This window comes from Amycolatopsis sp. DSM 110486, assembly GCF_019468465.1.
Lineage (GTDB): Bacteria > Actinomycetota > Actinomycetes > Mycobacteriales > Pseudonocardiaceae > Amycolatopsis.
Map to the genome: position 1 here is coordinate 6352767 of NZ_CP080519.1, position 22572 is coordinate 6375338.

25 protein-coding genes are annotated in these 22572 nt (G+C 71.6%); 11 read left to right on the plus strand and 14 right to left on the minus strand.

The features are described 5' to 3' along the window. Nucleotides 1-92 precede the first annotated feature (92 nt). The 4 genes from K1T34_RS30835 to K1T34_RS30850 are packed head-to-tail and all read right to left on the minus strand — an operon-like array spanning nucleotide 93 to nucleotide 3437. Nucleotides 93-668, minus strand: a complete 576-nt coding sequence (locus K1T34_RS30835) for a carboxymuconolactone decarboxylase family protein (protein ID WP_220238269.1) — start codon at nucleotides 666-668, stop codon at nucleotides 93-95. After that, nucleotides 665-1642 carry a squalene cyclase gene (locus K1T34_RS30840; RefSeq protein ID WP_220238270.1) on the minus strand — a complete coding sequence of 326 codons (978 nt, stop codon included), beginning with the start codon at nucleotides 1640-1642 and terminating at the stop codon, nucleotides 665-667. The genes K1T34_RS30835 and K1T34_RS30840 overlap by 4 nt, the downstream gene beginning before the upstream one ends. A 20-nt stretch (nucleotides 1643-1662) precedes the next feature. Continuing rightward, nucleotides 1663-2322 (minus strand): response regulator transcription factor, encoded by a 660-nt coding sequence (locus K1T34_RS30845; RefSeq protein WP_266118359.1) that lies wholly within the window; start codon nucleotides 2320-2322, stop codon nucleotides 1663-1665. After that, nucleotides 2307-3437, minus strand: coding sequence for a sensor histidine kinase (locus K1T34_RS30850; protein ID WP_220238271.1), 1131 nt, complete (start codon nucleotides 3435-3437; stop codon nucleotides 2307-2309). The genes K1T34_RS30845 and K1T34_RS30850 overlap by 16 nt, the downstream gene beginning before the upstream one ends. 81 nt (nucleotides 3438-3518) lie before the next feature. Between K1T34_RS30850 and K1T34_RS30855 the strand changes: the two genes are divergently transcribed. The 3 genes from K1T34_RS30855 to K1T34_RS30865 all read left to right on the plus strand — a co-directional run bounded on the left by K1T34_RS30855 (nucleotide 3519) and on the right by K1T34_RS30865 (nucleotide 5634). Further along, nucleotides 3519-4685 carry a low temperature requirement protein A gene (locus tag K1T34_RS30855; RefSeq protein WP_220238272.1) on the plus strand — a complete coding sequence of 389 codons (1167 nt, stop codon included), beginning with the start codon at nucleotides 3519-3521 and terminating at the stop codon, nucleotides 4683-4685. 103 nt (nucleotides 4686-4788) lie between these two features. Then, a complete protein-coding gene (locus K1T34_RS30860; RefSeq protein ID WP_220238273.1) occupies nucleotides 4789-5367 on the plus strand; it encodes a VC0807 family protein in 579 nt (192 codons plus the stop codon). Continuing rightward, complete coding sequence (locus K1T34_RS30865) at nucleotides 5368-5634, plus strand: hypothetical protein (RefSeq protein WP_220238274.1); 267 nt, start codon at nucleotides 5368-5370, stop codon at nucleotides 5632-5634. Between the two features lie 4 nt (nucleotides 5635-5638). Here K1T34_RS30865 and K1T34_RS30870 read toward each other — a convergent pair whose 3' ends face one another. From K1T34_RS30870 to K1T34_RS30890, 5 genes are read right to left on the minus strand one after another with little or no spacing between them, the layout of a single operon-like run. Continuing rightward, nucleotides 5639-6439 carry an alpha/beta fold hydrolase gene (locus K1T34_RS30870; RefSeq protein ID WP_220238275.1) on the minus strand — a complete coding sequence of 267 codons (801 nt, stop codon included), beginning with the start codon at nucleotides 6437-6439 and terminating at the stop codon, nucleotides 5639-5641. Nucleotides 6440-6448: 9 nt separating this feature from the next. Further along, nucleotides 6449-7501 (minus strand): nitronate monooxygenase family protein, encoded by a 1053-nt coding sequence (locus tag K1T34_RS30875; protein WP_220238276.1) that lies wholly within the window; start codon nucleotides 7499-7501, stop codon nucleotides 6449-6451. Further along, entirely contained in the window at nucleotides 7498-8217 is a 720-nt protein-coding gene (locus K1T34_RS30880) for a CoA-transferase (protein WP_220238277.1), read from the minus strand. The genes K1T34_RS30875 and K1T34_RS30880 overlap by 4 nt, the downstream gene beginning before the upstream one ends. Continuing rightward, nucleotides 8214-9074, minus strand: a complete 861-nt coding sequence (locus tag K1T34_RS30885) for a CoA transferase subunit A (protein ID WP_220238278.1) — start codon at nucleotides 9072-9074, stop codon at nucleotides 8214-8216. The genes K1T34_RS30880 and K1T34_RS30885 overlap by 4 nt, the downstream gene beginning before the upstream one ends. Next, nucleotides 9071-9823, minus strand: a complete 753-nt coding sequence (locus K1T34_RS30890; protein WP_220238279.1) for an enoyl-CoA hydratase family protein — start codon at nucleotides 9821-9823, stop codon at nucleotides 9071-9073. Before K1T34_RS30890 ends, K1T34_RS30885 begins: the two co-directional genes overlap by 4 nt. A 79-nt stretch (nucleotides 9824-9902) precedes the next feature. Here K1T34_RS30890 and K1T34_RS30895 point away from each other — a divergent pair, with 79 nt between their 5' ends. The 4 genes from K1T34_RS30895 to K1T34_RS30910 all read left to right on the plus strand — a co-directional run bounded on the left by K1T34_RS30895 (nucleotide 9903) and on the right by K1T34_RS30910 (nucleotide 12845). Next, entirely contained in the window at nucleotides 9903-10631 is a 729-nt protein-coding gene (locus K1T34_RS30895) for an SDR family oxidoreductase (RefSeq protein ID WP_220238280.1), read from the plus strand. A gap of 1 nt (nucleotide 10632) precedes the next feature. Next, nucleotides 10633-11529, plus strand: a complete 897-nt coding sequence (locus K1T34_RS30900; RefSeq protein ID WP_220238281.1) for an SDR family oxidoreductase — start codon at nucleotides 10633-10635, stop codon at nucleotides 11527-11529. Nucleotides 11530-11566: 37 nt separating this feature from the next. Further along, nucleotides 11567-12037: a pyridoxamine 5'-phosphate oxidase family protein gene (locus K1T34_RS30905; protein WP_220238282.1), complete on the plus strand. Its 471-nt coding sequence runs from the start codon at nucleotides 11567-11569 to the stop codon at nucleotides 12035-12037. Nucleotides 12038-12230: 193 nt separating this feature from the next. Then, complete coding sequence (locus K1T34_RS30910; RefSeq protein ID WP_220238283.1) at nucleotides 12231-12845, plus strand: hypothetical protein; 615 nt, start codon at nucleotides 12231-12233, stop codon at nucleotides 12843-12845. Nucleotides 12846-12851: 6 nt separating this feature from the next. On the opposite strand, the gene K1T34_RS30915 is transcribed toward K1T34_RS30910, so the two are convergent. Together K1T34_RS30915 and K1T34_RS30920 are read right to left on the minus strand one after the other, a co-directional pair. Next, nucleotides 12852-13214, minus strand: coding sequence for a VOC family protein (locus K1T34_RS30915; RefSeq protein ID WP_220238284.1), 363 nt, complete (start codon nucleotides 13212-13214; stop codon nucleotides 12852-12854). A 31-nt stretch (nucleotides 13215-13245) separates the two neighbouring features. Beyond that, nucleotides 13246-14442: a steroid 3-ketoacyl-CoA thiolase gene (locus tag K1T34_RS30920; protein WP_220238285.1), complete on the minus strand. Its 1197-nt coding sequence runs from the start codon at nucleotides 14440-14442 to the stop codon at nucleotides 13246-13248. Nucleotides 14443-14660: 218 nt separating this feature from the next. On the opposite strand from K1T34_RS30920, the gene K1T34_RS30925 reads away from it, so the two are divergent. The 3 genes from K1T34_RS30925 to K1T34_RS30935 are packed head-to-tail and all read left to right on the plus strand — an operon-like array spanning nucleotide 14661 to nucleotide 17768. Next, entirely contained in the window at nucleotides 14661-15887 is a 1227-nt protein-coding gene (locus tag K1T34_RS30925; protein WP_220238286.1) for a cytochrome P450, read from the plus strand. Nucleotides 15888-15924: 37 nt separating this feature from the next. After that, nucleotides 15925-16701 (plus strand): transglutaminase family protein, encoded by a 777-nt coding sequence (locus K1T34_RS30930; RefSeq protein ID WP_220238287.1) that lies wholly within the window; start codon nucleotides 15925-15927, stop codon nucleotides 16699-16701. Between the two features lie 50 nt (nucleotides 16702-16751). Then, complete coding sequence (locus tag K1T34_RS30935; RefSeq protein WP_370643413.1) at nucleotides 16752-17768, plus strand: YhjD/YihY/BrkB family envelope integrity protein; 1017 nt, start codon at nucleotides 16752-16754, stop codon at nucleotides 17766-17768. On the opposite strand, the gene K1T34_RS30940 is transcribed toward K1T34_RS30935, so the two are convergent. Genes K1T34_RS30940 through K1T34_RS30950 form a run of 3 tightly spaced genes read right to left on the minus strand, consistent with a single transcriptional unit; the run spans nucleotide 17763 to nucleotide 20965 of the window. Beyond that, nucleotides 17763-18929 carry a thiolase domain-containing protein gene (locus tag K1T34_RS30940; protein ID WP_220238289.1) on the minus strand — a complete coding sequence of 389 codons (1167 nt, stop codon included), beginning with the start codon at nucleotides 18927-18929 and terminating at the stop codon, nucleotides 17763-17765. The two genes, K1T34_RS30935 and K1T34_RS30940, sit on opposite strands and share 6 nt — an antisense overlap. Beyond that, nucleotides 18926-19978 (minus strand): thiolase domain-containing protein, encoded by a 1053-nt coding sequence (locus tag K1T34_RS30945; protein WP_220238290.1) that lies wholly within the window; start codon nucleotides 19976-19978, stop codon nucleotides 18926-18928. The genes K1T34_RS30940 and K1T34_RS30945 overlap by 4 nt, the downstream gene beginning before the upstream one ends. A 9-nt stretch (nucleotides 19979-19987) precedes the next feature. Next, on the minus strand, nucleotides 19988-20965 hold the full coding sequence (locus tag K1T34_RS30950) for a Zn-ribbon domain-containing OB-fold protein (RefSeq protein WP_220238291.1): 978 nt from the start codon (nucleotides 20963-20965) through the stop codon (nucleotides 19988-19990). 80 nt (nucleotides 20966-21045) lie between these two features. Between K1T34_RS30950 and K1T34_RS30955 the strand changes: the two genes are divergently transcribed. Beyond that, the gene (locus K1T34_RS30955) at nucleotides 21046-22569 is read left to right on the plus strand and encodes an acyl-CoA synthetase (protein WP_220238292.1); all 1524 of its coding nucleotides are present in this window, start codon (nucleotides 21046-21048) and stop codon (nucleotides 22567-22569) included. The last annotated feature ends 3 nt before the right edge of the window (nucleotides 22570-22572 follow it).

A 22572-nucleotide genomic window follows, 5' to 3' on the forward strand; every position in this document is an offset into this window, starting at 1 on the left:
TCACTCCCCTCGGCGGCGACCTCCTCAGGCCTACACCGCCGAGCCGGGCGCGGCAGGGGCGGACGCGTCCTCGCACCCGCACGAGTGAACAGTCACCGGCCGAACGTGACCGCCGCCCGAACCGCGGCGGGGACTTTCGCGCGCAGCTCGGGGTCCGGAGCCGCGCCGAGGGCGTCGTTGACCGTCGCGAACGCCAGCCGCAGCGCGATCCACGTGGTGGCCTCGAAGATCTCGCGGTCGTCCAGACCGGCGGCGCGCAGCGCGGCCACGTCCTCGGCAGTCGTCGCATTCGGGTCGCCGAGGACTTTTCGGGCCCACCCCGCGAGCGCCGACTCCCGTTCGGACACCTGCGCCGGCTCGCCGCGCAGCACGGCCGCCGCGGTGGCGTCGTCGGTCAGGCTCGCCAGCCGGGCGCCCCACGCGAGTGCGCAGTAGGAGTCGCCGCGCGCGGCCGCAGTGGCGGCCACCAGCACCGCCGCCTCCCGCGCGGACAGGCCCGAGGAACCCATGAGTGTCGCGCGCAGTTCGCTGAACGCGACGAGCACATCGGGCCGCCAGGCCCACACGCGCGTGAGGTTGTTGACGTACCCGTCGGAACCGAGGTCCTCGCCGTACACCGCTTCGACGGCGAGGCCCGGGGGAGGTTCGGTGAGGAAGGAGTGTCTCATCGAGTCAGTGTGCGCGCGTCCGTCCGGTCGCGACAGTCCCACCAATCCAGCACCCGCATCGCATGAAAGGTCAGCCACTTCGACGGTTCCCCGCCCGGCACGTCGATCTCGAACCAGACTTCACCAGGATGACGCCGGGCCTGCAGCCATGTTCCGTCGGGCTGCCGTTCCGTGCGGATGATCTCGACGGCTTCGGCCATCCGCGGATCCGGGGCGGTGCCGTCGAACAGCGCGGCGGCGCGGAAGTAGTCCGCCGCGTTGAGGAGGTTGTAGAACCAGCGGAACGGGTAGCCGAAGTGCCGGACCCACGGCGCGATCGGCTCACCCGTCGACAGCCGCCGGAACAGGCTGCGGGACAACAGGTACTCCTCGCCGCCGCGGCGCGCGTCGTCGACAGAGCCCACCGGACCGCCGGCTTTCTCGTAGTCCAGCAAGGCCTTCAGCGCGTTGAGGGTCGAGTGGACGGACGAGCGCTCGGCTCCCTCGACCCAGAGGCAGTTCCAGCCGCCGTCGACCAACCGGTGCTCCATGAACCACCTAGCGATGCCGTGGACGTCGGCGCCCAGCCACAGGCCGTTGGACAGCGTCCACGAGTTGATGCAGACGTCGACCTCGCCGTCCCAGTACGGCAGGTTCTCGTACTCCCACCGGCTGTTGCGCGCCAGCAGTTCGGCCGTGCCGTTGAGCACCGACGCGTCGAGGCCCCAGTCGCGCAGCGAGTTGAGCGACCACGTGGTCGCGGTCCACGGCTGGCCGTCTTCCGGCGAGCCCTGGAACTCGGCGGGGAAGAACGCGCCGCCGGCCCACTGGCCGTCCGGGTCCTGCAGGGCGAGCAGCCGCGCGCCGAACCCCTCCGTGGCGACGCGGGCGCGCGTCGCCTCCCAGACCTCCGGTGGCGAGCCCGCGAGGTCGCGTTCGACCTGCCAGCGCAGCGCCGGGTCGGAGTCGAGCAGCCACGGAAGCACCTCAGCCATGGGCCGACTCTACGGCGGCCTCAGCCCGAAGTCAGCCCGTGGCGGTAGGCGTATCCGACGGCCTGCGCCCGATCACGTGCGCCGATCTTGCCGAGGATGCGGTTGATGTGGCTCTTCACCGTGGCTTCGGCGACGAAGAGCCGGTGCGCGATCTCGGTGTTGGACAGGCCGTCGGCGATCAACGTCAGCACGTCCACCTCGCGTGGCGTCAGGCCGTCGGGCGCTTCGGCGGACGGCGGGCGGGGCGCGCCGGCCGTGAGCGCGTCCACGAGGTGGTGCTGCACCGCGGGGTCGATCACGGCCGCGCCGCGCGTCACCTGGCCCAGGGCGCGGCGGATGTCGTCGGCCCCGGCGTCTTTCGTGAGGTAGCCGCGGGCGCCGGCCTGCAACGCGTCGAGCACGGACTTGTCGTCGGCGTACGTGGTGAGCGCGACGACCTGCACGTCGTGGTCGCGGGCGCGGATGCGGCGCGTGGCCTCGATCCCGTCGCAGCGCGGCATGCGCAGGTCCATCAGCACGACGTCCGGCTTCAGCTGCCCGGCCAGCTCGGCTGCCTGGTCGCCGTCGGCCGCCGTGCCGACGACCTCGACGCCCGGGAGCAGCCCGAGCAGCATCGACAGGCCGTCGCGCACCACGCGCTGGTCGTCGGCCACCAGCACGCGGATCACGCCGGTGCCCACAGGCTCACCCGGAACCCCGTGCCGGTCGGCGCGGCCTCGAGCTGCCCGCCCAGCAGCTCGGCGCGCTCGCGCATGCCGCTCACGCCGTAACCGTGGTCGCCGGGTGCCGCGCCCGGGCTGCCGAGATCCTCGACGGTCAGCAGCGTGCCGCCCGGTTCGTAGCTCAGCCGCAGGTCCACGCGCTCGGCGTCGGCGTGCTTGCGGACGTTGGTCAGCGCCTCCTGCGCCACCCGGTACAGCGTCAGCCGCGTCTGCGCGGCCAGCTCCGGCGCCTGCCCGCTCACGGTGACCTCGCACGGGATCCCGGTGTCGCGTTCGAACTCCGCCGCCAGCACCGGCAGCCGCTCCGGGCCCGGCAGGTCCTCGCCGCGCAGCGCGCCGATCGCCTGGCGCGCCTCGGCGAGCCCGCTCTGCGCGAGCTGGTGGGCGCGTTCCACGGTGTCGGTCAGCCGCGGGTCCGCTCCACTGTGGACGGACAGCAGCCGGGCTCCTTCGAGGTGCAGCAGCAGACCGGACAGCGAGTGGGCGAGCACGTCGTGCATCTCTCGCGCGAGCCGCTGCCGCTCGGCCAGCGCCGCCGCCCGGACCTGGGCCGCGCGGGTCTGTTCGAGCTCCTCCGTGCGTTCACGCAGCTTCCGCATGTAGACGCCCAGGCGGTAGAACGCCAGCACGCCGAACGCGCTCAGCAGCGTCGGAACGGCCTCGTGGCGCGCGCCGAACAGGCTCGCCGCCACGAGCGTCGCCACGACCAGGCCGGCGACGATCCCGCCCCTGCGCGGAGCCAGCCGCGCCGACGCCGTGGCCGCCAGCAGGAACCCGCCGAAGAACCCCGTGCCGTTGGGCTCGAGCCACACCAGCGTCACGGAGCTGGCCAGCACGAGGAGGAACAAGCCGATCTCGACCGGCACCGGCAGCCGCCACTGCTGCACGCCGTACATCAGCATCGCCCCGCCGAGCAGCACGCCGAGCAGGCCGAGCAGCACCCCGAGCCCCTGGCCGTGCAGCGCGGGGCGTGGTTCGGACTTCGCCGCGAGCCACGTGAGCAGCACCAGGATGAGCACCGAGACCAGCCGCTGGACGCGGTGGTCGGCGCTGTTCACGGGTGCGTCGGACACCCGGCCGACGATATCGGCGGTGTACGCGGGAGTCGTCAACCCTCGGGTGTAGATCCGCGGGCCGCGGCCATACTGTCGGCCATGACCACGATCGAGAAGAGCGAGGAGCGGCACGCCTCCTGGCTCGAACTGTTCTTCGACCTGGTGGCTGTGGCCGGGGTCGCGCAGCTGGCGCACCTGGTGCACGGCAGCACGTCCTGGGGCGACGTCGGACTGTATGTGGTGTGCTTCCTGGCTTTCTGGACGGCGTGGATGTGCTTCACCGTCTACGGCAACGTCGCGAAGGGCGCCGCCCGCACGATGCCCGTGCTGCTGGCGATGGCCGGGCTCGCGTTCATGGCCGCGTCCGTGGAGGGCATCCACGGCGAGCACGCGAAGGTGTTCGCCATCGCCTACATCGCCGTGCGCGCCCTGGCCGACCGCGTGTGGGAGAGCCGCCGCGGCGGTGTGCGCGTGATCGTCGACTGGCCGGTGGCTCAGCTGGGGTTCGGCGTGGTGCCGTGGGTGGCCTCGCTCTGGGTCGACTCGCCGTGGCGCTACGGGCTGTGGGCGCTGGGGCTGGCGCTCGACCTGGTGATCACGTTCGCGGTTTCCGGCGACCGGCTCGTCGCCAACATCACCGCGAAGCTCGCGCACCGCGACGGCCCCCGCCCGCGCCCGACGCTCGCCCGCCTCGACACCGTGCACTTCGGCGAACGGCTGGGCCTGTTCACGATCATCGTGCTCGGCGAAGGCGTCCTCAACGTCACCGACGCGATGGCCGCAATCCCCGAATGGAACCACTCCCGCGTGTTCCTGACGGTGATCGCCGCGCTGGCCCTGCTCGCGACCCTCTGGGGAACCTCGCTCAACCAGGGCTTCGGTGGCATTCCGTACCTGGCCGCCGACGCTCTCGGGCCGCGCCTGTTGCTGCCCCTGCACTGCCTGGTGGCCGGCTTGCTGGCCGCGTTCGCGGGGGCGCTGGGCGACGCCGTCGAGTCGGTCTCCGAGGGCCATCTCCCCACGTCCACGCGCTGGCTCCTGTGCGGCAGCATCGCGGCGTTCGCGGTGATCGGCTCCCTCGCCGGGCTGGCGGCGGGCCGCGGGGTCCAGTGGGCCGTGGTGACGGTGATCCCGGGCCTGGCGATCCCGCTGACGCTGGGACTGGCGGGTCAGACGCTGGCCCCGGGGGTGTTCCTGTGGCTGCTGGTCGTGGCCGCGGGCGCGGGCCTGCTGCGACGCCGTTCCGCGGAGCCGGCGGCCGCGTAGACCCGTGGGTGGAGAAGGATTTCCCACCCTGGAGCCGACGCGGTGAGGGGGCGCCGAAAGCCACGCTGAGCAGGTCCGAATCACCGAAGGGGAGGACCTGCTCGTGAAACCCGAACTGCTGCGCCGGCTGCTGCCGAGCCTGGTGCTGAACATCGCGCTGCCGCTGGTGGTGTACGTGGTGCTGAAGCCTGTCGTGGCGAGCGAGGTGGTGGCGCTGGCGATCTCCGCGGCCATCCCGCTGCTCGTCACGGTCGGCGAGTTCGCCGTCCGGCGGCGGCTGGATCCGGTCGGGGTGGTGGCGATCGCGGGGTTCGTGGTGATGCTCGTGGTCCTGGGGCTCACGGGCGGCAACGAGCTCGTGCTGAAGCTGCAGGACGCCGTGTTGACCGGGCCGGTGGGGATCGTGCTGATCGGCTCGGCGGTGGTCGGGAAGCCCTTGCTGCTCCTGGGTCTCCGGTTCACGGGCCGTCCCACGCCCGCACCGGCTCAGCGCAGGGGGATCACCGTGATGACGGCTCTGCTCGGCGGGGTTCTCGCCCTCCACGCGGCGGTGCTGCTGGTGCTGGCGATCTCCCTGCCGACCACGACGTTCCTGGCCGTGGGCAAGCCCGTCGGCTGGGCCGTGATCGGCGCCGGGTTGCTGGCAATGTTCGTCTACCGCAACCGGCTGCGTGCGGCGTGAGTGAGCCGTGGGTCGTGCGGAGGTCAAGCGGCTCTTCGCCGACCCACGGCTCGAGCCGCCGCCCGCCCCACCGCCGGTCACCGCGCGTTCGGCCACGGCCCGTACCTCTGCCTCGGCGCTCCGCAGGCCCGGCTGGAGCTGCAGGCGGTCTTCACGGCCCTGCCGCGGCTGGTGCCGGACCTGCGCCTCGCCGTGCCGGCCGACGACCCGCGGTTGCGCGCCGACGTCGGGCACACGGCGTTCGCCGAGCTGCCCGTGACGTGGTGAGCGGTCAGGCCTGCGCCGACGCGAGCAGCTCGCGCAGGGCGGCCGCGAACTTCGGCGCGTTGCGTTGCGGCGCCAGGTGCGCGCCGGGGACCTCGACGAACGGCAGGCCCAGCTCGAGCGCCAGGATCTTCGCCGGCTGGTAGTGGTAGCGGCCGCGGCTGGCTTCGCCGGCGACGGGAACGATCTCGGTGCTCGCGCGGCGCAGGGCGCGCAGGTCCGGCAGGTAGTCGAAGAACTCGGCGAGCTCGCGGTCGAACAGGCGCAGCCAGTCGGCCTCGTGCGGCAGACGAAGATTGGGCAGATCGGGCAGCGCCGCGCCAGCGATGCCGTCGGAGAAGCGCGTGACGGCGCCCATCAGATCACCCGAACGGGCCAGCCGGATCTGGTCGTTCGCGGCCTCGAGCCAGCCCGTGGCGTCGGGCATCAGCTGCACCGCGGGCGGTTCGTGCGCGACGAGCACGGAAACCCGGTCGGGGTGGCGCCCCACGAGGTCGAGGCCGATCTGCGCGCCGGCGCTGGTGCCGAACACAGGGACCGGGCCGGCGCCGACATGGTCGAGCACGGCGAGCGCGTCGTCCGAATGCAGCGAAACCGGCACCGGGCCCGTGGTGGTGTCGGTGCTGGCGAAGTGGCCGCGCCGGTCGTAGGTGACCACGGTGTGGTCCGTCTGCAGTTGCTTGACGAGCGCGCGCAGCGAGTCCGCGCCGCCGGTGCCCCCGGGGATGAGCAGCAGCATCGGGCCCTCGCCACCGATGCGGACGGCGAGCTCGCCCTCCGCGACCGGGCAGCGGCTTTCCGAGATCATGCCTTGAAGTCAAGCACAACCGCCGTCGCCGAGGCGGCGCAGGATCGCCTCCGCGTCGGCCACGATTCCCCCGATCAGGTCCGCCACCGACGGCAGGTCGTGCAGCAGCCCGACGACCTGCCCGGACGCCAGCACGCCGGCCGCCGGGTCGCCGTCGACGAGGCCCGCGCGCAGCAGCATCGGCGTGTTGGCGGCCATCAGCACTTGCGCCCGCGTTCGCCCGCTTGTGCGCAGCCGCAGGCCCTCGCGCACGAGCGCGGCCCACGAAAGCCCGCTCGACCGGCGGAACCGGGCGGCGTTCCCGGCGGCGCGCGCGAACCCGGCGAGCGGACCGGACTTCTCCAGCGCGTCGACGAGTTCGGTGCGCAGAACGCGGTGCGCGACGCCGTCGACCTTGCGCGTGACGACGGTGCCGGCGAGGTCGTGGTCCAGGTACAGCTGCTTCACCGCGTCGGGCACCGTGCTTTCGCGCGTGAGCAGGAACCGGGTGCCCATCGCGATCCCGGCCGCGCCGTACGCGAGCGCGGCCGCCAGGCCCCGGCCGTCGAAGAAACCGCCCGCGGCGACCACGGGGATGTCGACGGCGTCGAGCACAGCGGGCAGTAGCAGCGTCGTGGCGACGCCGCCGGTGTGCCCGCCGCCTTCGCCGCCCTGCACGACGACGGCGTCGGCGCCCCAGGCCGCGACCTTCTCCGCGTGCCGGGTCGCGCCGACCGACGGCACGACGACCACGCCGTGGTCCTTGAGCTTGGTGATCAGCTCCCGCCTTGGAGCCAGCGCGAAGGACGCGACTTTCACGCCTTCGGTGATCAGCAGATCGACGCGCCGGGCGGCGTCTTCGGCGTCGGCGCGGAGGTTGACGCCGAACGGGTTTTCGGTGCGGGACCGGGTTTCCTTGATCGCGGCGGCCAGCTCGTCGTAGGTCATGGTGGCCGAGGCGAGGATGCCGAGGCCCCCTGCTTCGGCGGTCGCGGACACGAGCCGGGGGCCCGCGACCCAGCCCATGCCGGTCTGGACGACGGGCTGGCGGACGCCGACGAGGTCGGTCAGCGCGGTTCTCACGACGGAACTTCCTTGTCGCGCAGGGACTTCGGGTCCAGGACTTCTCGGATCAGCCGTAGTTCGTCGTCGCCGGGTGCGCGGGTCTGTCCGGTGCCGGAGGTGTCGAGCGGGAACGACGTCGCCGCGGTGGCGTCCTCGACGGAAACCCCGGGGTGCACGGAAAGCAGCCGCGGCGCGTGGTCCGCGCCGCCGAAGTCGAGCACGCCGAGGTTGGTCACCACGCGGTACACGTCGTGGTACGGAAGGGAAGCCGCCCGCGCGTAGCCGACGCCGGACACCACGTCCACGCGGTCGACGAACACCCGCCGGCCGTGGCGTGGCACCCAGTAGCTCGTGCGGTGGTTCACGGTGTTGCCGGGTCCGCCGCGTACGCCGAGAAGCTGCTTCGCGGGCTTCGCGTGCGAGCCGATGGCGGAGATGTTCTGGTTGCCTTCGCGGTCGATTTGGTTCGCACCCATCACGACGTGCCGTTTTCCGTGCGGCACCACGGTGTCGAGCACCTTGCGGAACGGCTGCCAGCCTTCGACGACGCCGTCGGCCGTCACGAGGGACGCCTCGCCGTCGGTGAGCAGCAGATCAGGCTCGAACGTCAGCCGGGCGAGTTTCGCACCCAACGCCGGGACGAAACCCATGGGGCTGACCAGGATCTCGCCGTCGCCGCGGAACAGCTCGGCGCACGCGATCACGGCGTACTCGGCGCGCGTCACGTCGGTCATGCCGCCTCCTCGGCGAAGCGGGCGACTTCCCGCTGGTATTGGGCTTCGTCGCCCGAGAGGAACCGGTCGGCGAAACTCGGCCACCTGTCCGGGTCCTTGGCCGAGGCCGCGTAGTGGCGCTGGAAGTTCTCGTCGCGGCCGTACTCGGGCACGGCGCTGGTGAAGTGCGCGCCGTGCGGGGTTTCGACGACGCCGTGCACGCTCGCGCGGTTGAGCAGCAGGCTCTGCAGGGGCGCGGCGGACAGTTCCGCAGTGGGGACAACGCGTTCGGCGGAGACGTAACAGCGGTCAGCGGCGAGGGCGAACAGCTCGTCGAAGTACGGGTCGGGGCCGAGGTACTGGGCGTTGCCGCGGGCGTCGGCGCGGTTGAGGTGGACGAGCGCCGCGTCGAGCTTGAGCGCGGGGACGGCCAGGAACTCCTCGCCGTCGGCGTAGGGGGAGCGGATCGTGCGCAGGTGCGGGTTCAGCGTCACGACGTCGGAGCCGAGGCCGGCGCGGGTCGGGAGGAACGGAAGCCGTTGGGCCGCGGCCGATAGGCCGGTGCCGAGCACGCCCTCGTCGTACTCCGTGACCTCGAACGCGCCGGCTTCGCGGGCGCGGGTGAACCACGGGTCGTACGGGATCGAGTCGAGCGTGACGAACCCGAAGACCAGCCGGCGGATCTTGCCCGCGGCGGCGAGGAGGCCGACGTCCGGGCCGCCGTAGGAGACGACGGTGAGGTCCTTCAGCGGGGAGCGCAGAATCGCGCGGACGAAGGCCATCGGCTTGCGCCGCGAACCCCAGCCGCCGAGGCCGACGGTCATGCCGTCGCGCAGCTCGGCGACCACCTCGTCGGCTGTCATCCGCTTGTCGCTCAAGGCTTCACCCCTCCGTCGAGGAACTGCTGCCGGGCGGCGCCGGACACGCCGGCGAGGTTGAGCTGGAAAGTGAAGCCCTGCTCGAAGCGGTAGCTGCGGTGCACGGGCTGCACGTCGATGCCGTTGATCGCTTGTTTGGCCGCGCGGATCACGCGGGTGTCCTTCGCGGCGATCCTGCGCGCGAGGGCCAGGGCTGTCGCGTCGAGCTCTTCGCGGGGTACGACCGCGTACACGGAACCGTGGTGGTGAAGCTGCTTCGCGGAGATCGTTTCGGCTGTGTAATACAGCGCGCGCATGAGGTGCTGCGGGACGAGCCGCGCGAGGTGTGTGGCCGCACCGAGCGCGCCGCGGTCGACCTCGGGCAGGCCGAACTCGGCGTCTTCGCTGGCCACGACGACGTCGGCGTTGCCGGCCAGCCCGACCCCGCCGCCGAGGCAGAACCCTTGCACGGCCGCGATCACCGGGACCGCGCAGTCGTACACGGCGGAGAAGGCGGCGGCGCAGCCCTCGTTCGCGCCGATGAGTGCGGTGTGACCGGGGTCGTGCTGGATCTCCTTGATGTCGACGCCGGCGTTGAAGCCGCGGCCCTCGGCGCGCAGCACCACGACGTGGGTTTCGGGGTCGCGGCCCGCGTTCGTGACGGCTTCGGCGAGGGCGAACCAGCCGTCCGCGGTGAGCGCGTTGACCGGCGGAGCGGCCACCGTCACCACGGCGACGCCGGGCTCCGGGGAGTGCGTGGACACGGTCATGGTCACCTCTGACGGGTTACAAACCTAGCACTTGCTTGGTACGTTAGCACGGCAACGGCGACGCGGCGGGAGGGCGTGAGTGGCACTGGATCTACAGCTCGACGGCGCCGTCGTGCTGGTCACCGGCGGGACGCGCGGGGTCGGGGCAGGGATCGCCGCGGTGTTCCGCGACGCGGGTGCACGGGTGGTCGTGTGCGCGCGAAGTGGTGCCGGCGCGGATTTCGTGCGGTGCGACGTGCGTGAGCCGGCGGAGGTCGCGCGGCTGGTTTCTTTGGTGGTGACGGAGTACGGACGGCTGGACGTGCTGGTGAACAACGCCGGAGGAGCGCCGTTCGCGGACACAGCCACGGCGTCGGCGCGGTTCCACGAGAAGGTGGTCGCGTTGAACCTGCTGGCGCCGCTGGGGGTTGCGCAGGCGGCGAACGCCGTGATGCAGCAGCAGGAAGGTGGCGGGGTGATCGTGAACGTGAGCAGTGTCAGTGCGACGCGGCCTTCGCCCCGGACGGCGGCGTATGGGGCGGCCAAGGCGGGGCTCGACAACTTGACGGCGACCTTGGCGGTGGAGTGGGCGCCGAAGGTGCGGGTGAACGCGCTCGACGTGGGGATGGTCGGGACCTCGCCCGAGTTGTATGACTCCTCGGTTGCCGCGACCGTGCCGTTGGGACGGTTGGCGACGCCGGCGGAGGTGGGGGCGTGTGCGGTGTTTTTGGCTTCTCCGTTGGCTTCGTACGTGAGTGGTGCGCGGCTGGCGGTGCACGGCGGTGGTGAGGCGCCGGCGTATCTGCGGGCCGGTTCGGAAGGGGTGTGACGTGGGGCTGGTCGACGGTCGGGTCGTGGTGGTCACCGGTGCGGGGCGCGGGATCGGGCGGGCGCACGCGCTGGCGTTCGCGGCCGAGGGCGCGCGGGTGGTGGTGAACGACGTCGGGGCTTCGCCGGACGGCAGCGGGGGTACGGCGGGTCCGGCGGGGCTGGTGGTGTCGGAGATTCGCGCTCTCGGCGGGGAAGCGGTGGCGAACACGGACGACGTCGCCGATTGGGACGGTGCGGCGCGGCTGGTGTCGGCGGCGGTGGACTCGTTCGGTGGGCTGGACGTGCTCGTGGCCAACGCCGGGTTCCTGAGGGACCGGATGCTGGTGAACCTGTCGGAGGAGGAGTGGGACGCCGTCGTGCGGGTGCATCTGAAGGGGCACTTCGCGCCGTTGCGGCATGCTGCCGCGTACTGGCGCGCGGAGGCGAAGGCGGGGCGCGCGCGGTCGGCGCGGGTGGTGCTGACGAGCTCGGGCGCGGGCCTGTTGGGGAGTGTCGGGCAGGGCAATTATTCGGCGGCGAAGGCGGGGATCCTGGGGCTCGCTTCTGTCGCCGCGGCCGAGCTGGCGCGGTACGGGGTGCTGGTCAACGCGATCGCGCCGGCCGCGCGGACGCGGATGACGGAGGGGACGTTCGACATGACGGCGCCGGCGTCGGGGTTCGACGCGATGGCGCCGGAGAACGTGTCGCCTTTGGTGGTGTGGCTGGGTTCCGTCGAGTCGGCCGGCGTCACGGGGCGGGTGTTCGAAGTGGACGGTGGCCGCGTGTCCCTCGCGGACGGCTGGCGCCACGGCCCGTCGCGCGACAAGGGCACACGCTGGGAGCCGGCCGAACTGGGCCCGGTGGTGGCTTCGTTGCTCGCTTCCGCGCCTTCACCTGAACCGGTGTACGGCGCTTGAGCTTGTTTTGTCGGTGGCGCGTGCTTGACTCGTTCGCATGACCACCTGGCAGACCTTCGCGGCGGCCGCCCCCTCGCTGGCCGAGCGCATCCACGAACGCTTCCTCAGCGGCGAGTCCCACGTCCTGGCCACCCTGCGCCGCGACGGCTCACCTCGCGTGAGCGGCTCCGAAGTCTCCTTCCGCGACGACGGCTCCCTGTACGTCGGCTCGATGCTCGACGCCCGCAAAGCCCGCGACCTCCAACACGACGGCCGCTTCGCCCTCCACGCCTTCCCCGGCATCGAAGAAAACGGCCCAGGCGACGCGAAACTCGCCGGTGTCGCCCGGGAAATCACCGACGACCGCGCCGACTCCGGCAGCCACCTCTTCGAACTGGACATCGACGAAGCGGTCTACACGTGGGTCGCGGACAACACGCTGTTCGTCGAGTCTTGGCACGCGGGGGGTGCTTGGGTGCGTTTCGCGCGACCGGACAACGGCCCGGTGGAGCGCACGGTGCTGGGTTGAGTGTTGCGCGGTTGCGCGAGGGCTGCCGCGGCGGTCGTTCGGGACAGGCGGTGCCGGGGTGCTTGAGCCCGATCGGTTTTGGCTGAGTGCGTTGGGGTGTCTTCCGGTGGCCTTGGGTAACGCCGGGTTCGGCCTGTCCGCCGGTGGATCACGCGTGCGGTGACGGCGCTGGGCCGGGTGGTTGAATGCGGGGATGCGTCTGGTGGAGGACCTGGTCGACGAGCCCGGCACGCTGCTGATCATCGGGCCGTCGAAGGCCAAGGTCACCGGCGGCAGTCCCAGTCCGGCGGCTCGTGCGGACTGGCCCGAGGAACTGCTCCGGGCTCGTGAGGAACTCCTGCCCCGGTCCGCTGTCGACGACCGGACGCGGCTGCCGGCGTGGCAGCGCTACAACGGTCACTTCTACCGGCACGTCGGCGACGCGCTGCCCGACGCCGCGGCGTCCGGACGACTGCTCATCCTCAGCGGTGGCTACGGCGTCGCGAGGGCGGACGAGCCGATCGCGTTCTACGACCGGAAACTCCGCCTGCGCGACTGGCCGCCCGGCACGCTCGAGGCCGCGATCCAGTACGAGGTGCACCGGCTCGGTGCCCGGCGGGTCCTCGGGTTCGGGTCCGCGAGCGCGGACTACGCGAAGCTGCTGCGCCGCGTGCCCTGGGAGGTCGAGGCGACGTTGGTGACCGTCGACTTCCACGGAGGCGGCGCGCAGGTCGAAGTTCCGAAGCGGCTCGCCCACGCCTTCGCCGCGGCGTGGCGGCGTGAGCCTGGGCGGAGGCCGCCGGGGGTCGTCGCCGTGCCGCTGTCGTGAGCCGGTTCAGGCCCGGACCCACAGGCAGAACGGGTGCCCGGCCGGATCGAGGTACACGCGGACGTGCTTCTGCGGCTGGAACGGCGCGAGCCGCGCCCCGGCCGCGACGGCTTTCGCGCCTGCCTGCGCCAGATCGTCGACTTCGATGTCCAGGTGCAGCATCATCTGCTGGTACCCGGGCTCCTGCGGCCACCTCGGCGGCACCAGCTCACGTTCCAGCTGGAAGGACAGGCCGGGCCCACCCTCGGGCGGCCGCAGCGTGACCCAGTCCGGCTCGTCCACGCCGAGGGGCCACCGCAGCAGCGCCTGGTAGAACTTCGCCAGCGCCCGCGGGTCGGGCGCGCCGAGCACGGTCGCGGTCAGTTTCATCGCCCCAGCGTAGGCCGATCCGCGCCCGGGGTCAGAGGCGTTCGATGATCGTCGCGGTCGACATCGCGCCGCCGGCGCACATGGTGATGAGGGCGGTTGCGGTGTCGCAGCGTTCGAGTTCGTGCAGCGCGGTGGTGAGGAGGCGGGCGCCGGTGCTGCCGACAGGGTGGCCGAGGGCGATGGCACCGCCGTTGACGTTCACGCGCGTGGGGTCGGGGGAGTGAGTGCGTTGCCAGGAGAGGACGACGGAGGCGAACGCTTCGTTGACTTCGAACAGGTCCGGGTCGCCGATGGTCATACCGGCCTGGGCCAGCACGCGGTCGGTGGCCTGGATGGGGCCGTCGAGGTGGTAGTACGGTTCGGCGCCGACCAGGGCCTGGGCCAGGATGCGCGCACGGGAGCGCAGGCCGAGGGAGCGCGCCAGCGTGGCGTCCATGAGCAGGAGCGCGGCGGCGCCGTCGGAGATCTGGGAGGACGTGCCGGCGGTGTGGACGCCGTCGGGCAGCACGGGTTTCAACCGGGCCAGACCGTCCACAGTGGTCTCTCGAAGGCCCTGGTCCCGGCTGATCAGGCGGGGTTCCCCGGATGCCGGGTCGGGGGCCTTCACCGGGACAATCTCGCGGTCGAACCGACCGGCAGCCCACGCGGCTGCGGCCTTCCGCTGTGAAGAAGCACCGAACTCATCGACGTCCGCGCGCGTGAGGCCGCGCCGCACCGCGATGCGTTCGGCCGCGCGGTACTGGTCCGGCATGTCGATCGACCACGACTCCGGCCGCGGCGATCCGGTGGAGACGCCGGAGCGGGCGGGGCCATCCGCTCCCACCCACCGGTTCGCCCCCAACGGCACCCGGCTCATCGACTCCACCCCACACGCCACTCCGGCCGAAATGGCACCAGCTGCGATCAGCCCCGCGATCAGGTGCGTGGCCTGCTGAGCCGAGCCGCATTGCGCGTCGATGGTGGTGGCGCCGGTGGTCGGCGGCAGGCCGGCGTAGAGCCAGGCCGTGCGGGTGACGTTGCCGGCCTGTTCGCCGGCCTGGGTCACGGCGCCGCCGATGACCTGCTCGACCAGTGCGGGGTCGATGCCGCTGCGGTCGAGCACCGCGAGGTGCGCCGCGCCCAGCAGTTCGGCCGCGTGCAGGCCCGAGAGCCAGCCGCCGCGTTTGCCGATCGGCGTGCGCACCGCCGCCACGATCACGGGCTCGCCGGGAGAGCTAACAGTGTTCACCCACCCAAAATTAGAACATGTTCCAGTTAAACACAAGAACTCCCAGCTGCCGGACAATCTTGATCTTCACCAACTGAGCGCTCGTTCACCAGCGCAGAATCGGTAAAGTAAACGGGTATTACCAAACGGGGTTCCGTAAGTTAACACCGTATGCTCCAATGATCCATAGAACGTGTTGCAGTGCGCGAATCATCGCCGATCCCGTGCAGGAGGCAGCCGTGGCCGCTCCGCTTTTGCCCGCCGGTTTCGACTTCACGGACCCGGACCTCTACGCGAACCGCCTGCCGCTGGAGGAGTTCGCCGAGCTCCGGCGCACGGCGCCCGTGTGGTGGAACCCGCAGCGCCGCAACACCGCCGGCTTCGGCGACGACGGCTACTGGGTTGTCACGCGCCACGCCGACGTCAAGGAGGTCTCGCGCGACAGCCAGCTGTACTCGTCGTGGGAGAAAACCGCCATCATCCGCTTCGACGACCAGATGACGTCGGAGAACCTCGACGCCAACCGCCTCGTGCTGCTCAACATGGACGCCCCGCAGCACACGAAGCTGCGTCGCATCGTCTCGAAGGGCTTCACCCCGAAGTCCATCGCCAAGCTCGAGGACACTCTGCGCGAACGCGCCGAGCGCATCGTCGCCGAAGCCCGCAGCAAGGGAGAAGGCGACTTCGTCACCGACGTCGCGTGCGAGCTGCCCCTGCAGGCCATCGCCGAGCTCATCGGCGTGCCGCAGGAGGACCGCATGAAGATCTTCGACTGGTCCAACCAGATGGTGGCCTACGACGACCCCGAGTACGAGCTCGAACCCCTCACCGCGAGCGCCGAGCTCGTCGGCTACGCCTGGAACATGGCCGAGGAACGCCGCCGCTGCCCGGTCGACGACATCGTCACCAAGCTCGTGCAGGCCGACGTCGACGGCGAAGCGCTCGGCTCCGACGAGTTCGGCTTCTTCGTGATCCTGCTGGCCGTCGCGGGCAACGAGACCACACGCAACGCCATCACCCACGGCATGAAGGCCTTCCTCGACCACCCCGACCAGTGGGCGCGCTACCGCGCGGAAAAGCCCAAGACCGCGCCCGATGAAATTGTCCGCTGGGCCACGCCCGTGGTCGCGTTCCAGCGCACAGCCACGCGCGACACCGAGCTCGGCGGCGCGCACATCCGCCGCGGCGACCGCGTCGGCATGTTCTACAGCTCCGCCAACTTCGACCCCGACGCGTTCGACGAGCCCGAGCGCTTCGACGTCTTCCGCGGGGACAACCCCCACGTCGGCTTCGGCGGCACCGGCTCGCACTACTGCCTCGGCGCCAACCTCGCCCGCCTCGAGATCGACCTCATCTTCTCCGCGATCGCCGACGTCATGCCCGGCATCGCCGAGGTCGCGCCCCCGCGGCGCCTGCGCTCCGGGTGGCTCAACGGCATCAAGCACTACCCGGTCCGCTACGCCTGAGCGGGCCTGATCCGCCCAAAACCGGCATGATGGCCAGGTGGCGCAACGCGTGACGGTCGACGTCGAGTTCGGCGTCCGGGTGGCGAAGCCCGGTCTCGCCGCGATCTCGGTCGCCGCCGTCCACGCCGACACCGACGAGCTCACCGTCTCCGCCGCCGGCGCACCCCGCACCGTCGAGCTCGACCACGGCACGCGCGCCGAGGTGTTCGACCTCCCCACCGGCGAGCACCGCGTGACCTACCACGGCGAACGCACGCTCTGCCGCGCCACCCCCGAGCCCGTCACGCTCGCCGACCTCGCGCGCTACACCCGCCCGAGCCGCTTCTGCCCGTCCGACCGCATGGCCGCCCTGAAACCGGACCACGGCGACGACCGCGTCCGCGTCCGCGCCATCGCCGACCACGTCCACGAGCGGCTGAGCTACCTCCCCGCCACCCCCGAAGGCCGCGACGCCGCCGCCACCCTGAAAGCCGGCGAAGGCGCCTGCCGCGACTTCGCCCACGCCTGCATCGCGCTCTGCCGAGCCGTGGGCATCCCCGCCCGCTTCACCACCGTCTACGCCCCCGGCCTGAAACCCATGGACTTCCACGCCGTGTTCGAGGCCGGCGTCTGCGGGCGCTGGCTCGTGTTCGACGCGACCCGCCTCGCCCCGCGCCCGGTGATGCTCCGCATCGCCACCGGTCGCGACGCCGCCGACACCGGATTCCTCACCCCGCTCGGCTGCGAGCTCGACTTCCTCGGCGCCACCGTGTTCGCGACCACCGACGCCGTGCCGCCGCCCGACGATCACGACAAACCCGTGGTCCTGGCGTGAAAGGTGTGTCCGGTGCGACAAACCCGGCCGCGGCTGGGTAGACAGTGACCGTGAACCGTCAACTGCCTGGGCCGAGCCGGTGGGCCCGCGCGCGTGCCCGGTACCGCTGGCTCGACCACCTCGCGCTCGCCACAAACCGGTACCTCGAGTACGGGGGCTACCACTACGTCGCCTCGATCACGTACTTCAGCCTGCTCTCGCTGGTGCCGATCCTGATGCTGGCGTCGTCGGCCGCGGGGTTCGTGCTGGCCACGCAGCCGCACCTGCTCGACCAGATGCTGCACGCCATCTCCGGCACGCTGCCCGGGGCGCTGGGGGAGAAGGCCTCGGACCTGCTGACGGGGTTCGTGGAGCAGCGCACCAGCGTCGGCGTAGCGGGTCTCGTCGTCGGGCTGTACTCCGGGTGGAACTGGATGAACTCCCTGCGCGACGCGCTCACCGCCATGTACGGCCAGAACCGCTCCGACGGGCCGCTGCTGCGCACGATTCTCATGGACGTGCTCGCGCTGCTGGGGCTCGCGGCCGCGCTGCTGGTGTCGTTCGGCATCACCGTGTCGGGCACGGCCATGGGCCGTTACCTGCTGAAACTAGTCGGCGTCGACGACACCAGCTGGGGCCATTCCGTGCTCTCGGCCACGTCGGTGCCGCTCGCGTTGCTGGCCGACTGGCTGGTGTTCCTGTGGGTGCTCACGCGGCTGCCGCGCGAGCGCGTCGGCTGGCGCAGCGCGATGCGCGGCGCGGTCGCTGCGGCGCTGGGCTTCGAGCTGCTGAAGCAGGCGGGCGGCATCTACCTGAACTTGATCAGCGCGTCGCCCTCGGGCGTCGCGTTCGGCTCCGTGATCGGTCTGCTGTTCTTCATCTCCCTGATCGCGCGCATGCTCGTGTACATCACGGCCTGGACGGCCACTGCTCGAGACGCGCCGCAGAAACCGGTCCCGCCGCCGTCGCCCACGGAGCTGCGGCCGGTCATCGCACCGCGCCAGCACACGGCCGGTCCCCTCGCGCTGGGCGCGGTGCTCGGGGCGCTGGGCACGTTGTTCGCGCTGCGCGGCCGCCGCCGGTCATGAGCCGGGCTTGGCCGAGCCCACCACCCACATGCTGAAGTACTGCGAGCCGCCGCCGTACGCGTGGCCGAGCGCGACACGCGCGCCGTCGACTTGGTAGTCGCCCGCGCGGCCCATCACCTGCTTGGCCGCCTCGGAGAACCGCAGCATCCCCGACGCGCCGATCGGGTTCGACGACAGGACCCCGCCCGACGGGTTCACCGGCAGCCGGCCGCCGAGCGCCGTGTCGCCGGCCTCGGTGACTTTCCAGCCCTGGCCCTCCGGCACGAACCCGAGGTTCTCCAGCCACATCGGCTCGAACCAGGAGAACGGCACGTAGATCTCGGCGACGTCCACTTCGGACAGTGGATCGGTGATCCCGGCCTCGTGCCACAGCGCTTTCGCCGCGTCGCGCCCGGCCTGCGGGTTCACCTGGTCGCGGCCGGCGAACGTGGTGGGCTCCGTGCGCATCGCCGTGGCGTGGATCCACGCGGCCCCGCCCGGCACGGCGTCGCCCGCGGCTTCGTCGCCGAGCACCATGGCGCAGGCGCCGTCGGAGGAGGGGCAGGTCTCGTCGTAGCGGATCGGGTCCCACAGCATCTGCGACGCCTGCACCGAGTCCACGGTGATGTCGGCCTGGCGCAGGTGCGCGTACGGGTTGAGCGCCCCGTTGCGCCGATCCTTCGCGGCGACGATCGCCCCGACGTGCGCCGGCGCGCCGGCGCGCCGGATGTAGGAGCGCACGTGCGGCGCGAAGTACCCGCCCGCGCCGGCGCCCACCGGCATCTGGAACGGCGGCAGGATCGAGAGTCCCCACATCGCGTTGGACTCCGACTGCTTCTCGAACGCCACCGTCAGCACGCGGCGGTGCACGCCGGCCTGGATCAGCGACGCGGCGACCAGTGCGGTCGAGCCGCCGACCGAACCCGCGGTGTGCACGCGCAGCAACGGTTTCCCGGTCGCGCCCAGCGCGTCGGCCAGGAACAGCTCGGGCATCATCACGCCTTCGAACAGGTCGGGGGCCTTGCCGAGCACCACGGCCTCGATGTCGGCCCAGCCGACCTGCGCGTCGTCCATCGCGCGGTCGATGGCCTCGCGAAGCAGGCCGGGCATGGACACGTCGGTGCGCTTCGCGCGGTGGTGCGTCTGGCCGGTGCCGAGCACGGCGGCGAGCTGCTTGGTCATCGCGCCTCCAGCACGGCGAGGAGGTTCTGTTGCAGGGCCGGGCCGCTCGTCGCGTGGGCGAGCGCCTTGCCCGCCTCGCCGCGGTGGATGCGCGCGGCCGCCTCGCCGATGCGGGCGAGGCCGGCGGAGAACATCGGGTTGCCCGTGAGCGCGCCGCCCGAGGGAGTGATCCGCACACTGTCGCCGAGCCCGAGCGCGGTGCGGACGATGAGCTCCTGGTGCGTGAACGGCGTGTGCAGCTCGGCCAGCTCGACCCCGTCGAGATCGAGGTTTCGGGCGGCTTGTTCGATTGACGGTGACCGAGTCAGGTCGCGGGCTCCGAGCACGGGGGAGTCGACGCGGTGCTCGACGCCGGTCAGGATGGCCGGCCGGTCGACGAGGTCCTTCGCGCGTTCGGCGCCGGCCAGCACGAGCACGGCCGCGCCGTCGGTGACGGGCGCGATGTCGTGTGCTCGCAACGGATCCGCGACGTACGGGGTGTCGAGCAGGGCGGCGACGTCGACCTCGCCCGAGAGCTGCGCGGCGGGGTTGCCGGCGGCGTCGGCGCGGCTGCGGGCGGCGACCTCCGCGAGGTCCTTTTCGGACCACAGCCCGGCGTCCAGGCCCAGGCGCGCTTGCAGGCCGGCGATGGCGAGCGAATCGGGCCAGAGGGGAGCGAGCACGTACGGGTCGAGCTGCAGCGCGAGCACCCGGCGCAGCTGCCCGGCGCTGGCCTTGCCGAAGCCGTAGACGAGCGCGGTGTCGACCTCACCCATGCGGATCTTCAGCCAGGCCTCGTACAACGCCCACGCGGCGTCCATCTCCACGTGCGACTCGTGGATCGGTGGGAAGGCGCCGATGGCGTCGACGGCCGCGATGAAGGAGAACGCGCGCCCGGCCAGGTAGTCCGACGAGCCGGAGCACCAGAACCCGATGTCCTCTTTGGATAGACCCGTGGCGGCGAACACCTCGGCCAGGATCGGCACGAGCATCTCGACGCCGTTCGTGGTGCCGGCGGTCTCGCGGACGTTCGGTGCCTGCGCGAACCCGGCGACGGCGACTTCGGGCATGCGTCCCCCTCACAGGTGGTGGGCGAAGGATTCGAACGGCGCGTCGGGCTCGCCGGTCGGTTCGAAGTGGCTGATGTTCTCCAGCGACGTCCACCACTCGTCCCGCGGGCGCCACGCCGCGCGCACCCGCATCCCCATCCGCACGTCCTCGGCGGCACAGCCGAGCACGAGGTGCAGGAAGGCGATGTCGGCGCCGTCGAGCAGCACGTAGGCCGCGACGTACGGCGGTTTGATGCGCTGGCCGAGGAAGGGGACGTTGACGATGCAGAAGGTGGTGACGATGCCGGTGTCGGGCAGCTCGACCTCGTCGGTGGTCGGCACGCCGTCGGTGGGGCACGCGCCGCGCGGCGGGATGTAGACCTTCGCGCACGCGGGGCAGCGCTGGCCGATCAGGCGGCCTTCCGCGAGCGCGCGCAGGTAGCGGCTTTCCTCGGGTGACGCGGAGTGGCGGTAGTGCAGGTGGACCGGGGTGATGACCACCTCGACGGGGGCACCTTCGTCGCGTTTCGCCACCGGGGGTGGGGGTTCGGTCGGTTGTGTTTCGGGTGCTTCCGCGGGCAGGAAGTACGCGATGTCGCGGATGTGGCCGACGGTTTCCTCCGCCCAGCGCACTTTGACGCGCTGTCCGGTGTGGACGTTGGCGGCTTCGCCGGCGTCGAGGGAGTGCAGCAGGGTGGTGTCGGCGCCGTCGAGCTTGACCAGGACCCACGCGAACGGACGGGACAGCGGCTGGCCTTCCAGCGGGTTGGCGCACCACGACCAGGAGACGACGGTGCCCTCGGCGCTCACCGGCACGAACTCGGTGAGTGCTTCGGCGGTCACGGGGTCGTACTCGGGCGGGGGCACGTGGAAGCGCCCGTCGCTGCCCCGGATGCCCTCGATCCGTCGCTCGCGCAGGGCGTTCACGAACCGGCCGAGCACGGGCCCGGTCGAGCGGGTGTAGTCGAATCCGACGTCGAGCGGCGCCGAGAGCGGGGTGTCCGTCACGTTTCCGAGTGAAACACGTTCTCGAATTCGAGGCAAGATGGCTGTTGTGCGTATGTGGAACGCGTTCTAGATTTGGAGTCATGGACCTGGGACTGTGGAGGATCGCCGCGGCCGAGCCCGACCGCGTGGCACTGGTGGATCCCGACGGCCGCGAGGTCGGCTATGGCGAGCTGGCGGCGAAAGCCAACCGCTACGCGCTGGGCCTGCGCGAGCTCGGGCTCGAGGCCGGCGACGCGATCGTGCTGCTGCAGCCCAACGGCGACGAGCTGCTGGCCGCGTACTTCGCCGCGATCGAATCGGGGCTGTACGTGGTGGTGGTCAACTGGCACCTCGTCGCGCCGGAGGTCGCGTACATCCTGGCCGACAGCGGCGCGAAGGCTTTCCTCGCGCACGAGCGGTTCGCGGACGTCGCCGTGGCGGCCGCGGACGAGGCCGGGATCACGGCACGGTTCGCCGTGGGCGACGTGCCCGGCTTCCGGAGGATGGAAGAGCTGGGCGCGGGCCTGGGCGACGGGCGGCCGTCCGGCCGGACGGCGGGGTCGCCGATGCTCTACACGTCGGGCACCACGGGCCGGCCCAAGGGCGTCCGGCGGCCGCTGACGGGCGCCGACCCGGACGAGGTGCCGGCGGCGTCGACGTGGTTCTTCGGGATCTTCGGCCTGGCGCCTTTCGACGGGCACGTGCACCTGTGCGGTTCGCCGCTCTACCACACGGCCGTGCTGAACTTCGTCGCGATTTCCGTGCAGCTGGGCCACACCGCGGTGCTCATGGACCGCTGGGACGCGGCCGACATGCTGCGCCTGATCGAGCGCCACCGCGTGACGCACAGCCACATGGTGCCCACGCAGTTCCGCCGCCTTCTCGCCCTGCCACCCGACGTGCGGTCGGGTTTCGACCTTTCCTCGCTGCGCGTGATGATCCACGGCGCCGCCCCCTGCCCGCTGGAGGTCAAGCGCCGGATGCTGGACTGGTGGGGCCCGGTCGTCACGGAGTACTACGCCGCCACGGAAGGCGGCGGCACCGTCATCGTGGGCGAGGAGTGGCTGCGCAAGCCGGGCTCCGTCGGCCTGCCCTGGCCGGGCTCGACCGTGCGCGTCCTGGACTCCGCCGGCGCCGAGGTGCCCGCCGGCGAAGTCGGCACGGTGTACTTGAAGATGGGCGACTCGTCCTTCGAATACCACCGCGACAGCCTGAAAACGCAACGCTCCCGCGTCGGCTCGCTCTTCACCCTTGGCGACATCGGCCACCTCGATTCCGACGGGTACCTGTACCTCCACGACCGCGCCGCCGACCTCATCATCTCGGGCGGCGTGAACATCTACCCGGCCGAAATCGAGGGCGAGCTCGTGATGCACCCGAAGATCGCGGACATCGCGGTGTTCGGCATCCCGCACGAGGACTGGGGCGAGGAGATCAAGGCGGTGGTGCAGCCGGCTCCCGGCGTCTCTCCTTCTGCCGACCTGACTTCGGAACTCCTGGCCTTCGCCGCGACGCGGTTGGCGCGGTTCAAACTGCCGCGGTCGGTGGATTATCTGGAGGAGCTGCCCAGGGATCCGAATGGGAAGCTGTACAAGCGGAGGTTGAGGGAGCGGTACGTTTCCTGAGCG